Genomic DNA, 11,865 nt, shown 5'->3' with positions numbered 1-11,865 from the left:
CCTTCCACTGGGGTCCGCAGCAGCAGATGATCTGGAACGCGGGTCTGACCTTCACGCCGTACAAGCCGTACGACCGGTCCGACTGCCCGCGCTACGGCGACATGGCGGCGCCGAGCTGTGGCACCGCTCCGGTGGTCGCCGATATCGGCCCGCCGACGCCGGCCCTGAAGCCGCGCACGCTGGACGCGTCGCAGGGACTGCCCAAGCTGCCGCCGATGCCGGGCCTGCCCGCCATCCCGGGCGTCACCACCGGTGACACCGCGCAGACGGCCGCGCCGCAGCAGGCGCCCAAGCCGGGTAACCCGTTCGCCGGAACCCCGTTGGAAGGGCTGTTCCCGCAGCTGCCCGGCCTGCCGGGTGCGCCCGCGGCCCCCGCGCCGCAACCGGCTCCGGCCGCTGCTCCGGCCGCGGACGGGCAGAAGCCCGCCGCGGGGCCGATCGCCTACTACACCGGACGTGACGCGATGAGCGCGCTGCTCGGCCGGGATCCGACGACTGCCGAATATCTGCTGCTGAGCTCGATCCTGAGGGGTGGAACCTTGCAAGTATCCGAAAGCGGTGCCAGCTGATGAGAGGAATTCGCAAACCGCTGATCGGGTTCGGTATCTTCGCCATCGTCTCGGTCCTGGTGACCGTGGTCATCTGGAATACGCTGGCGCGCACCGTGAACGGTTCCACCCACAGCTACTCGGCGATCTTCACCGATGTGCTGGGCCTGCGCGAGGGCGACGACGTCCGGATGGCCGGCGTGCGCGTCGGCAAGGTCACCAAGATCGAGGTCGAGGGACAGCACCAGGCCAAGGTGTCGTTCATCGTGCAGACCGACCAGACCGTGTACGGCAACACCAAAGCCCTTGTCCGGTACCAGAATCTGATCGGCCAGCGCTATGTGGCGCTGGCGCCGGGCAACAAGGGTGACAATTCGGCGCTGCGCAACAACGCGACCATCCCGGTCGACCGCACCGAACCCTCGTTCGATATCTCGGGTCTGCTCAACGGTTTTCAGCCGCTGTTCGAAACCCTGCAGCCCCAGCAGGTCAACGATCTGACCAACACCTTCATCCAGGCGTTGCAGGGCGACGGTGTTTCGCTGAGCTCGTTCATCACCCAGGCCGCCGCACTGGCCGGTGACTTCCAGCGACGCGACGTCATCCTGGCCGATGTGATCACCAAACTGTCGGGCGTGATGTCGGGACTGGCGAAACGAGGTGACGAATTGGAGACTCTGGTGACCCAGACCCGTGCGCTGATCGGCGGGCTCTACGAGCAGGGGCAGTCCCTGCAGGCTTCGACCGTCCAGATCGCGAATGCCACCAGCTCCCTGGTGAACATGGTCGATCAGGTGCAGCCGAAGATCAGGGCCGCGCAGAACTCGTCCACCGACGCGCTGACCATGTTGATCAACAACGGCGCCAAACTGGATCAGGCCGCGGTCGACCTGCCGGGCATCCTGGCCGACGTGGGCAAGTTCACCTCCGACGGCGCCTATGCCAACGCCTACCTGTGCACGCTGGACATCTCGCTCTACGGGGTGCTGTTGCCGCGAGGTCTGGTCAGCCAGATCGGTGGACCCAACCACTCGGCGGTGTGCCGCCCATGACGACATTCGGTACGCGAATCAAGAATCGCTTCCAGGGCAACCGCTTCTTCTGGCTCGGCGTCATCGGCGCCGTCCTCATCGTGGTGCTGCTGGTGGTTTCCAGCGGGTACAAGAAGCTGGGCGTCGGCACCAAGGACGTGCAGGCGGAGTTCGTGCAGACCGCCGGCGTCCAGACCGGTGACAAGGTGAACCTCGTCGGTGTGCCGGTGGGCACGGTCGCCGGGGCGAAGCTCGAGGGTGACCACGTGCTGATCACCCTGCACGTGAACAACGACGTGAAGCTCGGCCCCGATGCCCGCGCCTCCATCAAGATGGCCACGCTGCTGGGCGCGCGCTACGTCGATCTCGACCCGGGCAACGGGAAAGGCTTGCCGGGCAACCGGATTCACAAGTCCAACACCAAGGTTCCCTACGACCTGGCCGATGTGGTGCAGATCGGCACCCCGAAGTTCGAGGCGCTCGACACCCAGAAGCTGGCCGAATCGCTGAAGGTGCTCGGCGACCAGATCGACGGTTCGCCGCAGCTGACCGCGCAGGCGCTCGACAGCGTCGGCGCGCTCGCCAAGACCATCAACGATCGGCGCGACCAGGTCGACGGTCTGCTCAAGGATCTGGACAAGGTCACCCGGATCCTCGGCGACAACCGCAACAGCGTGCTGCTGGTGATCACCCAGGGCGAGGCCATCGCCGGCCGGGTGATGGAACGCCAGGAGCTGCTCAAGCAACTGCTGAACAACACCGCGACCCTGACCAAGCAGCTGCAGCAGATCGGCGCGGAGAACAACAACCAGCTCGGCCCGACCATCGAACAGCTGAACACCATGGCCCAGGGTCTGCAGAAGAACAAGGACAACCTGGACAAACTGTTGACGATCATGCCCGCGTCGCTGCGGCAGTTCAACAACGTCTTCGGCAACGGCCCCTACGGTGAGGTCGGTGTGCCGTGGCTGTTCCCGGACAACTGGTTGTGCTTCGCGCGAGTGATCGAGGGGTGCCAGGGATGATGCGGAAAACAAGGCGGGACCGCGCCCTGAATACATGGCGGGCTCGCGCCGCGAAGACGGTCGCGATCGGCGCGGTCGCACTGGTGGCCGGCAGCTGTGGTTCGGTGCAGAACGCGGTGGGCGGTTCGACCCACATCACCGCCGACTTCCGCAATATCGCGGGTGTGTTCGAGGGCAATCCGATCACCGTGCTGGGCCTCGAGGTCGGCAAGGTCGACAAGATCATCCCCAAGGGTGAGTTCGTCGAGGTGCACATGACGGTGAACCACGACGTGGAGATCCCGAAGAATGTGACGGCGGCGATCGTGTCGCCCTCGATCGTGACGAACCGGCACATCGAGCTGACCCCGCGCTACACCGGCGGGCCCAAGCTGCCGGACAACACGCACCTCACGGTGCAGCAGACCCGCACGCCGGTGGAACTGGACACGATGATCAAGACCATCGACCAGTTCACCGCCGCGCTGAAGCCGGCGCCCGGCCAGACCCAGGGCCCGCTGTCGGGCACGCTGCTCTACGACATGGTCAACGGCCAGGGCGAGCGGATCCGCGACACGCTGAACGCGCTGTCGGGAGCCTTGAAGGTCGGCGTCGACAACAAGGACGCCATCTCGACCATCATCATCAAGCTCAACGAGCTGACCGCGATGCTGGCCGACAACGACCAGTCGGTGCGCGACTTCAGCAACAAGGTCACCCAGATGTCGTCGCTGCTGGCCGAGCAGGCGCCCGGTCTGCAGGCCACGCTGGACCAGCTCAACGACTTCCTGGCGAACACCAGCGGCGTCTTCAGCCAGTACCAGAGCCAGCTGTCGGAGAGCCTCACCGGGCTCACCAAGGTCACCGACCAGCTGCGGCAGAACGCGGCCGGTGTGGTCGAGACCGTCGACGTGGCGCCGCTGCTGCTGCAGAACCTGGACCGTTCGATGGACCGCAACCGCGGCTTCGTCCGCCTGCACGCGGTGCTCGGCACCGCTCTGTCCGGTGAGGTCGTCAGCCTGTTCTGTGAACGCATTCAGATGAAGGCCGACGGCTGCCGGACCGGCAAGATCGAGGATTTCGGACCCGACCTCGGGTTGTCCGCCGCACTGTTGGGACTGACGAAATGACGGTATCGACGCGCCTGCGGCGCACCTGGCTGGCCCTCGGCGTCTCGGCGACCGTGGCGGCCTCCGGCTGCGGTCTGACCGTGGAGAGTCTGCCGCTGCCCAAACCGGGGCAGTCCGGTGAGACCTATACCCTGCACGCGATTTTCGCCAACGCGCTCAACCTGCCCGATCAGGCCAAAGTCAAGATCGGTGGTTCCGATGTCGGTGTGGTCACCCACATCGCGACCAAGAACTACCAGGCCATCGTCGACATGGATGTGCGCAAGGACATCACGCTGCCGCGCGATTCCACCGCCGAACTGCGCCAGGCCACTCCGCTGGGCGACGTCTTCGTGGCGCTGTCGAAGCCGAAGTCCGACGAGACCACGCCGATGCTGAAGGACGGCGACACCATCGGCATCGACCACACCTCGGCCGGGGCCACCGTCGAGGAGTTGCTGCTCTCGGTCTCGATGCTGTTCAACGGCGGCGGTGTGGCCGCGCTGACCAAGCTGACCTCGGAGCTGGACTCCGTGGTCGGCGGCCGGCCCGAACAACTCGCGAGCCTGATCAAGCAGATGACGAGTGTGGTCACCACGCTGCACGCCAACAGCGATCGCATCGACAGCACGCTCAACGGCTTCGACGCGCTGACCAACACCATCGAGGCCAACCACGACCAGTTGGGCCAGGTGGCGGATTCGCTGCCGCAGATGATCGGCGCCATCGCGGAGAACAACAAGCAGATCGGCGATCTGCTCGGCAAGATCTCCACCACCAGCGCCGCGCTCGGCGACTACGCCGAGACCAGCCACGATCAGCTGGCGAGCCTGCTCGAGAACGTCCACAAGCTGATGGACGCGCTGTCGCGGGCCGGTAACGACCTCGGCCCGGCGCTGGACGCCCTGCACGAGATCCGGCCGAAGGTCGACGCGTCGTTCAAGGGCAACACCCTCGCCGTCGCCGCGACCCTGACCCAGCTCGACGTCGGCCTGCTCACCGACCCGCCGCACAGCAAGTTCTGGGATCTGCGCGATCTGCAGGACATGGCGGGCAGTTTGATCCAGGTGCTGCAGATCGTCTACGGCCGAGTGACAGGGGGCCACCGATGAGCTGGCTGCTGCGACACAAACTGCTGCTGTCCACGATCGGACTGGTGATCGCGTTCGTCGTGGGTGCGACGTACCTGGCGGTGGACGTCATGCGGATCAATCCGCTGCGCAGTACCTACACGGTGACGGTCGCACTCGACCGCTCCGGCGGCCTGCAACCGGGTAACGACGTCACGCTGCGCGGATTCCGTGTCGGCAAGGTGAATTCGATCAAGCTGGCGGACCGCGGCGCCTCGATCGCGGCCGAAGCCCAGATCGACACCCGGTACAAGATCCCGAAGGCCACCCAGGTCGTCGTGCACGCCCTCTCGGCCGCCGGTGAGCAGTACATCGACTTCCAGCCGGAAACCGACAAGGGGCCGTACCTCACCGACGGTTCGGTGATCCCGTTCGATCCGCAGAAGGTGCAGACCCCGACCCCGGTGTCGGCGGTGCTGGAGAACGCCAGCGGGTTCTTCGATCAGATCGACCCGGACCGGTTCAGCACCATCCTCACCGAATTCGACACCGCGCTCAGCGGCGGGCCGGATCAGCTGCGCGACATGGTCGACGCACTGAGCCTGGTGACGGCCGGTCTGGACAATCTGCTGCCGCAGACCACCAACCTGCTCACCAGCCTGCGGACCATCGCGGCCACCACGTCGAACGCGCAGCCCGATCTGAGCACCCTGACCCAGAACTCGTCGACGTTGTTCATCCAGTTCAACAACGCCAACGACGAACTCCGCAAGGTGCTGGACCAGGCCCCGGCCCAGATGAAGTCGCTGGGCGCGACGCTGGACGAGACCACCGATCCGATCACCAGCCTGGCGACCAATTTCGTGGCCGTCACCAAGGCGGCGCAGCTGCGGCTGCCGGCGCTGCGGGCGCTGTTCCCGTCGCTGGTCGTCGGCAGTTCGGCCATGGGGGTGCCGGCCCACGACGGAGAGTTCTATACGATCCTCGATATCTGGCCGCGCCCGTTCTGCCAGTACTCGCACGCGCCGGTCGCACCGAGTGTCGTGACCGACGGTTCGTTCCCGAAGTACAACTATTGCACCAACGCACCTCCGGACCAGCAGATTCGTGGTTCGGCGAACGCGCCGCGGCCCGACGTTCCGAACAACGGAGCGCAGATGCCGTCGGGTGCCGATCCGAACGCTCGGACCCCGAAGCCGGTGCGGTAAGTAGAGTGGCCCGAAACATACGGCGTGGTTTCCACATGCCGGGAAGGTGACAGATCGATTCATGTCCGATGACGACACCGCCAAGGACAAGGCGAACAACGATGCCGAGTCGACCGAGAAGGTCGATGCGGCGCAAGACAGCACCGCCGCGGACGCAACGGTCAAGTTCGAATCGGACTCGTCGGTTGCCGCCGATAAGGGTGCCGATACCGCGAAGACCGCCGATGCGGACGAGACGGTGAAGCTCCGGACCGCGGACCCGGCGCCCGCCGCCGCGTCGGCCTCCGGGAAGAGCACTCCGTGGGTGCCGATCGTGTCGGCCTTCGCCGCGGGTGTGCTGCTGGTGGCCGCGATCACCGCGGTGGTGGTCTTCTATCTGAAGGCCGACAACCGCGAGGATCAGCTCGCCGCGCGCGACGACTCGACCAAGGCGGCGTGCGATTTCGGTAAGGCCGTGGCCAGCTACGACTCGAAGGATCTCGACGCCTACTTCAAGAGCGTCAACGATCTTTCGACGGGTGAGTGGGGCAAGTTCTTCAGCGGCGCCTCGGACACGCTGAAGCAGGCGATGGTCAGTGTGCAGGCCAAGTCGAAGCTGGACGAGATCCACTGCGCGTGGGAGTCCGGCAACGACAGCCAGGCCAACGTGGTGCTGGTGATCACGCAGGAGCAGACCAACCAGGCCGTTCCGCAGCCGGACAAGCTGACCATTCCGGGCGTGGCCCAGATGGAGAAGCACGACGGCAAGTGGCTGGTCGCGAAGTTCGATTCGCCGGTGACCAAGGGTATGGGCCCCTCCGGCCCCGCTCCGGGTGCGCAGCAGGCGGCTCCGGGTACCAGCCCGCAGGCCAACGGTGGGGCGCAGCCCGCACCGGCTCCGCAGCCGGGTAACTGAATCCGGTTACAGGACAACACTTTCCGGCCCCGTGACGGTTTCCGTCGCGGGGCCGGAACGCGTTCGGCGAGATGATCGGTTGTGAGCACGAGACCGAGGTGGTGGCAACCGGGCGCCTCCGGCGGTGGGCCGACCCACCACCGCCGGAAGCCATTCGGTTGGTCTGACGCGTGCCCGGTCAGAAAAGGGTGAGGGCGTCCGCGGTTTCGGCTGTCGCACGTCCGCGTTTCGGCGCCGGCTTGTCGGTGACGACGACCGTCAGCGGCGTCGTCGCGGCGGTGTCCGACAGCGTCTCGGCGGGTGCGGCGGCGGGGCGAACCGCGGAAGGCAACGGCGGGAGATCGACGATGCCGTTCGGGGTCGCATCGGCCCGGCCCGCGGCGGCGCGCGCGGCCTCCCCGGCGAGTTTGTCGGCCTGCTCGTTGAAATAGTTGCCGACGTGTCCGCGCACCCAGCGGAAACGCACCGGACCCGGCCGGGTGGCGATCGCATGATCGATCCACTGGACGAGTTCCACATTCTTCACCGCGCTGCCGGTGGCGGTGCGCCAGCCGTTGAGACGCCAGCTCGGTAGCCATTCCGACGCACATTTGATCGCGTACAGCGAATCGCTCTCGATGAACAGCGGTTCGGGGCCCGGATGTGCGCGAATCGCCTCCAGAACCGCGCGTAGCTCGGCCACCTGGTTGGTGCCGGAGGCCGCGCCGGCGCTGGCCGAACTGCCCTGATGATTGACCCACGCCCAGCCGATGGCGCCGCCAGGATTGCGCAGGCAGGATCCGTCGGTGCTCACGATGATCATGACCGGTACCCTACGCAATCCTGCCGACAAGATCCGTGCCGTGGAATTCCTCGATCTCCCTGCGCAATTGCGTCTCGCTGCGACGGACCGCCGCCTTGGCCAGCGCATCGATGGCCTTCGCGGCCGGGCGGGCCAGCCAGCCGTGCGCCGGCGGGTAGTCGGCCTCCGAGGTCAGCACCGACCGGCCGTACCCGAGCGGATCGAATCGCAGTGTCAGCGTGGCGAGCGCGGGTGCGGCTTCCGGGTCCTGCGCAGGCGCCACCTTCCCCGGCCGGCGCCTGCGCAGGGTGTACCCGATGACCGCGTTACGGCGGTATTCGGTGATCTCACAATCGACCGTGGGATGCCACAGCCCCAGCCGGAACGTCGCCGCGTAGACCGCACCCGGTCCGTGGCCGGCCTCGCCGACCGGTTCGAACGCTGCGATACCGAACATCCAATCCGGGACGAACAGATGGTTGTCGGTATACGTGAATGCGACCTCCACCGGAGCCCCGACGTCGCTCGCGTACCTGATGTGGCCCATAGGCCCTCCCTGCTCCACGCTTGCCACAAAAGTACTACAGAATTCCTCTTTATTAAATGGTTACCGGGGAATAACGTGCGGTCCGCGGGCCAAGTGGCGGATAACCGCTGACGAGGACAAATGCGACAAACGACCAGTACGTTTCGAGTGTGCTCGACGGGAGCGGGCACAGACGACAACCGGCCGGGCACCTTGACGGTACCCGGCCGGAGGAAGGTCGAAACGCTATGCCACTGTGGAATCCGGCGCCGCCGGAATCACCGCCCCCTGCGTCGAATCGGCGGCCGGATCGCGGGTGTGGTCCGCGGGAATCTGCTCCGGACCGTCCGAGGGCACCGGAGCGGGGCGCGCGTGCCGCTGAACCTGTACGTCGTGGCGGCCCAGCAGCGGATCGCTCATCGCGACGCTGAACTCGCCACTGTGCACGTCGACGTCGGTACGGAATTGGGTCACCGCATCCTGCGCGGCGCCCTGCCGATGGTCCGGGGAGCCGTTCGCGCCCAGGGCGGCCGGCACATTCGTGTCGAGGGTGACGGCGAACGAATGCTGTTGTGTCCTGGACAGATTCGCCCCGAGGTAGGTGTCGCCGGTGAGGTTCAGGCGTCCCCCGACGCCGCCCGGACGGCTACTCGCGGGCGCTGTGTCGAGGTTCGGTGAGCGGTCCGCCGGTCCGGGCACGATGCGCACCGGCGCTGCCGCGCCATCGGCCGAGAGGACCGGCAGGCGACGGGATTCGGCGGCCGGGCGCCACGACCCGTTGGTGGCGGGAGTGCTGCTCGGTGACGCCTCGGATCGGTCTGTGCCGGGCGCGGGGACGATGGTGTCGCCTCGTTCGCCGGAACCGATGACGCCCGGCAAGCCGGTACCGCCGATCTGGTTGACGATGTAGGTGCCGGCGGCGACGGTCAGGCCGATACTGGCCATCCCGGCGAGTACGACGGCGGTGTGTTGCAGAATTTGGCCGGTGGACCGGGACTGCGCGGACTGAGCCATAGCGGTGCGTCCTTCCCTCTCCCCTGGTTCCCCTCGTTGCCGACCCGCACCGTTGAAAGTCGTACGCACGTCCAGGTTACTGCCTGTCGACGGGGGATTCCGAGCCCTGCGGTCAAGATCACAACAGCGGGCGAAGCGGCGTGAAAACCGCTGTTCAGGTCGTCCGGACGGTGCCGGTGCGCCGCCTACGGCCGCCGGCCGCGCAGGTTTGCGCCGGAACGGCGCCGGGTAACCCGACAAAGCTGGCGAGCGTCAACTTCGAGATGCGATCTCGAAGTCCTCCGGCCAACGGCGTCCGGTCGGCCACAAGCACGTCGCACCCTGAGTCGGCGCTCGCCCGCTCTATCCGAAGTCTTCAGGCGCACCTCGTCAGGCGAACTGGCCCACCTCGCGCCCCGATCCCGGGGGCCCGGCGAAGGCCTGCGCGATCGTCAACCATTCCGCGGCGTCGCTTCCGGTGGTCACCAGCGGGAGATCGTCGCGATGCCGGCGCTGCGTCACCAGCAGGCAGAAGTCCGACGCCGACCCGCTCACGCGCTGCGCGGCATCCTCGGGACCCCAGCTCCAGATCGACCCGTCCGGTGCGGTGAGTTCGACCCGGAACGGTTCCGCGGGTGCCTGGCGACCGTGCACCGCGTAGGCGAAATCGCGGGTCCGCACGCCGATATGCGCGATATTGCGCAGTCGCGCCGTCGGCGTCCGCACCACGCCCAGCGCATCGGCGACGTCCTGACCGTGCGCCCAGGTCTCCATCAACCGCGCGCTCACCATCGACATCGGACTCATCGGCGGGCCGAACCAGGGCAACTTCGTGCCGGCGGGCACCGCGCGCAGCGCCTGCGCCAAACCGGCCCGGCCGCGACGCCACCGTTCCAGCAGTTCGGGCGCTGGCGTGCCCGCAACCTCGGCGGCGGCGTCGTCGACGAACGTGGCGATCGTGGCGGTCGCCTCGCGTAGTAGCTCGGCGAACGCCGCGGCATCGGTGGCCGCGATCGTCGATACCTCGTCGGTCCAGGTCAGGTGGGCGATCTGATGTGCGATGGTCCAGCCCGGGGCGGGCGTTTCCCGCGTCCAGCCGGCCGGATCCAGCGGCGCGACGAGACGGTCCAGGTCCGCGCATTCGGCCTCGAAGTCGTCGAGCAGCGCCTCTAGGTCAGCCATGACCGAAAGCATGGCAACGCCCCGAAAAAAATGCAAGCACGCGTGCTTGTATTTCTCACCAACCGAAGATCAGCAGGTGCACCGCGCCCACCGCCAGGCCCAGCGCCGCGCCGTGCAGGTACAGCAGCCAGGCGTCCTGTTCGACCGAGGCGTAGAACATCTCCATGAACTCCCCCGGCGTGAGCTGTTTGAGCTTCCGCGCCGCGAATTCGTCGATCTTCTTCGCCTGATCCAGGGCGAAGGCCTCGTCCTGCACCAGACTCGGCGCCAGGCTCACCGCGGCTCCGGCGGCGCCGACCTGCAGGTTGTCGAATTGCCGCGCTCCGAAGGCCGCGCGCACCACCGAGCGGGTGGGTCCCAGCTGGGTGCGGATCTCGTCGGCGATCAGATGTTCCACCAACTGGCGGGTCTTGTCCCCGTTGGGACCGTCCAGCAGTTCCGCCGCCAGATTCGGCAGGGTCAGCACCTGGTAGGCCAGAATCTGAGCGAGGTCGTCGGCGGCCTGCGGTTGCCGCTTGGCCAGCAGCGCCTGCCGCCAGAGGTATTTGTAGCGCGGCTGCGGATCGCCGGGTTCGAACACCATCTTGATGGCGATCATGTTCACCAGCACGCCGATGGTGGCGGCCGCGGCCAGGACCACCAGCCAGCCCGGGATCCACCCGATCACCGGAATGTCGTGATGGACATGCATATACAGCGCCAGCAGCACACCGAACGGGGCGCCGAGCAACCCGATCCGCACCATGAACCGCAGCTCCGGCGCGGCGATAGTGGTGGTCAGATCCTTGAGGATCTCCGGATTGGCCTGCAGATAGCGGATGACGAAACTCTTGATATCGATGAGCTGGTCGACATTGTCGCCGAGTTGCTCGAAACCGCGCCGGCACAGTTTCGGCAGTTCACGGTCGATGCGCTGATAGAGAATCTGTTTGGCCGGCCGCGGTACGGCCCGCCACAGTTCCGGATTCTCCCGGTACATCACATCGTCGACGATCTGCTGCAGTTGTTCGTGCGCGCGGTCGGCGATGTAGTCGGCGATACCTTCCAGATCCAGTTCGTGGATGAAATCGCGCGGACTGCCGATCCGCATGATCGCCATATCCACGCAGATGCTGGCCATCTTCTCCGCGCGGGCGGGAATGAAGCCCTGGAAGCCGAGCCGCTTACCGTCGCCGGAGAACGTCGGCAGCACCTGCACCCGGCGCGGGAAATAAGGATACAGCACCTTCAGTCCCGGAATCCGGACGCCGCGAAATTGCAACGGCCAGAACAACATCAGCACACCGGTCCAGTTGGTGAGCCAGCCGGCCACCGCGCTGAAGATCGGGAAGGTGATCAGGTCCACGACGAATTTGGACTGTCCGGTCAGTTGTTCCCAGTCGATGAACACACCGCCGGCGACTACCGCCATCGTGGATCCCCCTTGCGCCGAGCGGACTTGCGAGTTGACTGGGTCCCCACATTCTCACCGGCACCAGACGGTGTCAATGCGGCGGGGCGGCACTTGCCCTGGTCGGC

Annotated in this window: 11 protein-coding genes and 1 pseudogene; 7 read left to right on the top strand and 5 right to left on the bottom strand. The window is 66.5% G+C overall.

All coding sequences use genetic code 11. From position 1 onward, the window contains the following. The 7 genes and pseudogenes from ON23_RS27550 to ON23_RS27520 all read left to right on the top strand — a co-directional run. Window positions 1-569, top strand: a pseudogene (locus ON23_RS27550) (mammalian cell entry protein); the annotation flags it as partial. After that, entirely contained in the window at window positions 569-1,600 is a 1,032-nt protein-coding gene (locus tag ON23_RS27545; protein WP_039781751.1) for an MCE family protein, read from the top strand. The pseudogene ON23_RS27550 and the gene ON23_RS27545, both read left to right, overlap by 1 nt. Further along, the gene (locus ON23_RS27540; RefSeq protein ID WP_039781750.1) at window positions 1,597-2,604 is read left to right on the top strand and encodes an MCE family protein; all 1,008 of its coding nucleotides are present in this window, start codon (window positions 1,597-1,599) and stop codon (window positions 2,602-2,604) included. The genes ON23_RS27545 and ON23_RS27540 overlap by 4 nt, the downstream gene beginning before the upstream one ends. Further along, window positions 2,601-3,713 (top strand): MCE family protein, encoded by a 1,113-nt coding sequence (locus ON23_RS27535; protein ID WP_223273292.1) that lies wholly within the window; start codon window positions 2,601-2,603, stop codon window positions 3,711-3,713. The genes ON23_RS27540 and ON23_RS27535 overlap by 4 nt, the downstream gene beginning before the upstream one ends. Then, window positions 3,710-4,804 (top strand): MCE family protein, encoded by a 1,095-nt coding sequence (locus ON23_RS27530; protein ID WP_039781749.1) that lies wholly within the window; start codon window positions 3,710-3,712, stop codon window positions 4,802-4,804. Before ON23_RS27535 ends, ON23_RS27530 begins: the two co-directional genes overlap by 4 nt. Then, window positions 4,801-5,970, top strand: a complete 1,170-nt coding sequence (locus ON23_RS27525) for an MlaD family protein (RefSeq protein WP_036507346.1) — start codon at window positions 4,801-4,803, stop codon at window positions 5,968-5,970. Before ON23_RS27530 ends, ON23_RS27525 begins: the two co-directional genes overlap by 4 nt. Before the next feature lie 61 nt (window positions 5,971-6,031). Continuing rightward, complete coding sequence (locus ON23_RS27520; protein WP_039781748.1) at window positions 6,032-6,865, top strand: hypothetical protein; 834 nt, start codon at window positions 6,032-6,034, stop codon at window positions 6,863-6,865. A 178-nt stretch (window positions 6,866-7,043) separates the two neighbouring features. Here the strand turns inward: ON23_RS27520 and ON23_RS27515 are convergent, their stop codons facing one another. The 5 genes from ON23_RS27515 to ON23_RS27495 form a co-directional block, all read right to left on the bottom strand. Further along, complete coding sequence (locus ON23_RS27515; protein ID WP_039781747.1) at window positions 7,044-7,667, bottom strand: ribonuclease H family protein; 624 nt, start codon at window positions 7,665-7,667, stop codon at window positions 7,044-7,046. A 10-nt stretch (window positions 7,668-7,677) separates the two neighbouring features. Then, window positions 7,678-8,193: an SRPBCC family protein gene (locus ON23_RS27510; RefSeq protein ID WP_039781746.1), complete on the bottom strand. Its 516-nt coding sequence runs from the start codon at window positions 8,191-8,193 to the stop codon at window positions 7,678-7,680. Between the two features lie 225 nt (window positions 8,194-8,418). Then, window positions 8,419-9,186, bottom strand: a complete 768-nt coding sequence (locus tag ON23_RS27505) for a hypothetical protein (protein ID WP_039781745.1) — start codon at window positions 9,184-9,186, stop codon at window positions 8,419-8,421. A 369-nt stretch (window positions 9,187-9,555) separates the two neighbouring features. After that, window positions 9,556-10,347: a TIGR03084 family metal-binding protein gene (locus ON23_RS27500; RefSeq protein ID WP_039781744.1), complete on the bottom strand. Its 792-nt coding sequence runs from the start codon at window positions 10,345-10,347 to the stop codon at window positions 9,556-9,558. Between the two features lie 55 nt (window positions 10,348-10,402). Further along, window positions 10,403-11,758, bottom strand: coding sequence for a DUF445 domain-containing protein (locus ON23_RS27495; protein ID WP_039781742.1), 1,356 nt, complete (start codon window positions 11,756-11,758; stop codon window positions 10,403-10,405). Window positions 11,759-11,865 lie beyond the last annotated feature (107 nt).

Source organism: Nocardia cerradoensis NBRC 101014, from assembly GCF_000308535.1.
In the GTDB taxonomy this organism is placed as follows: domain Bacteria; phylum Actinomycetota; class Actinomycetes; order Mycobacteriales; family Mycobacteriaceae; genus Nocardia; species Nocardia cerradoensis.
This window is presented reverse-complemented; position numbering and strand designations above follow the sequence as displayed.

What these genes read in the sequence shown, in the direction of transcription:
- ON23_RS27525 (WP_036507346.1), top strand. Translation starts at nt 4,801, where the DNA reads ATGAGCTGGCTGCTGCGACACAAACTGCTGCTGTCCACGATCGGACTG.
- ON23_RS27520 (WP_039781748.1), top strand. Translation starts at nt 6,032, where the DNA reads ATGTCCGATGACGACACCGCCAAGGACAAGGCGAACAACGATGCCGAG.
- ON23_RS27500 (WP_039781744.1), bottom strand. Translation starts at nt 10,347, where the DNA reads ATGGCTGACCTAGAGGCGCTGCTCGACGACTTCGAGGCCGAATGCGCG.
- ON23_RS27510 (WP_039781746.1), bottom strand. Translation starts at nt 8,193, where the DNA reads ATGGGCCACATCAGGTACGCGAGCGACGTCGGGGCTCCGGTGGAGGTC.
- ON23_RS27505 (WP_039781745.1), bottom strand. Translation starts at nt 9,186, where the DNA reads ATGGCTCAGTCCGCGCAGTCCCGGTCCACCGGCCAAATTCTGCAACAC.
- ON23_RS27535 (WP_223273292.1), top strand. Translation starts at nt 2,601, where the DNA reads ATGATGCGGAAAACAAGGCGGGACCGCGCCCTGAATACATGGCGGGCT.
- ON23_RS27515 (WP_039781747.1), bottom strand. Translation starts at nt 7,667, where the DNA reads ATGATCATCGTGAGCACCGACGGATCCTGCCTGCGCAATCCTGGCGGC.
- ON23_RS27530 (WP_039781749.1), top strand. Translation starts at nt 3,710, where the DNA reads ATGACGGTATCGACGCGCCTGCGGCGCACCTGGCTGGCCCTCGGCGTC.
- ON23_RS27495 (WP_039781742.1), bottom strand. Translation starts at nt 11,758, where the DNA reads ATGGCGGTAGTCGCCGGCGGTGTGTTCATCGACTGGGAACAACTGACC.
- ON23_RS27540 (WP_039781750.1), top strand. Translation starts at nt 1,597, where the DNA reads ATGACGACATTCGGTACGCGAATCAAGAATCGCTTCCAGGGCAACCGC.
- ON23_RS27545 (WP_039781751.1), top strand. Translation starts at nt 569, where the DNA reads ATGAGAGGAATTCGCAAACCGCTGATCGGGTTCGGTATCTTCGCCATC.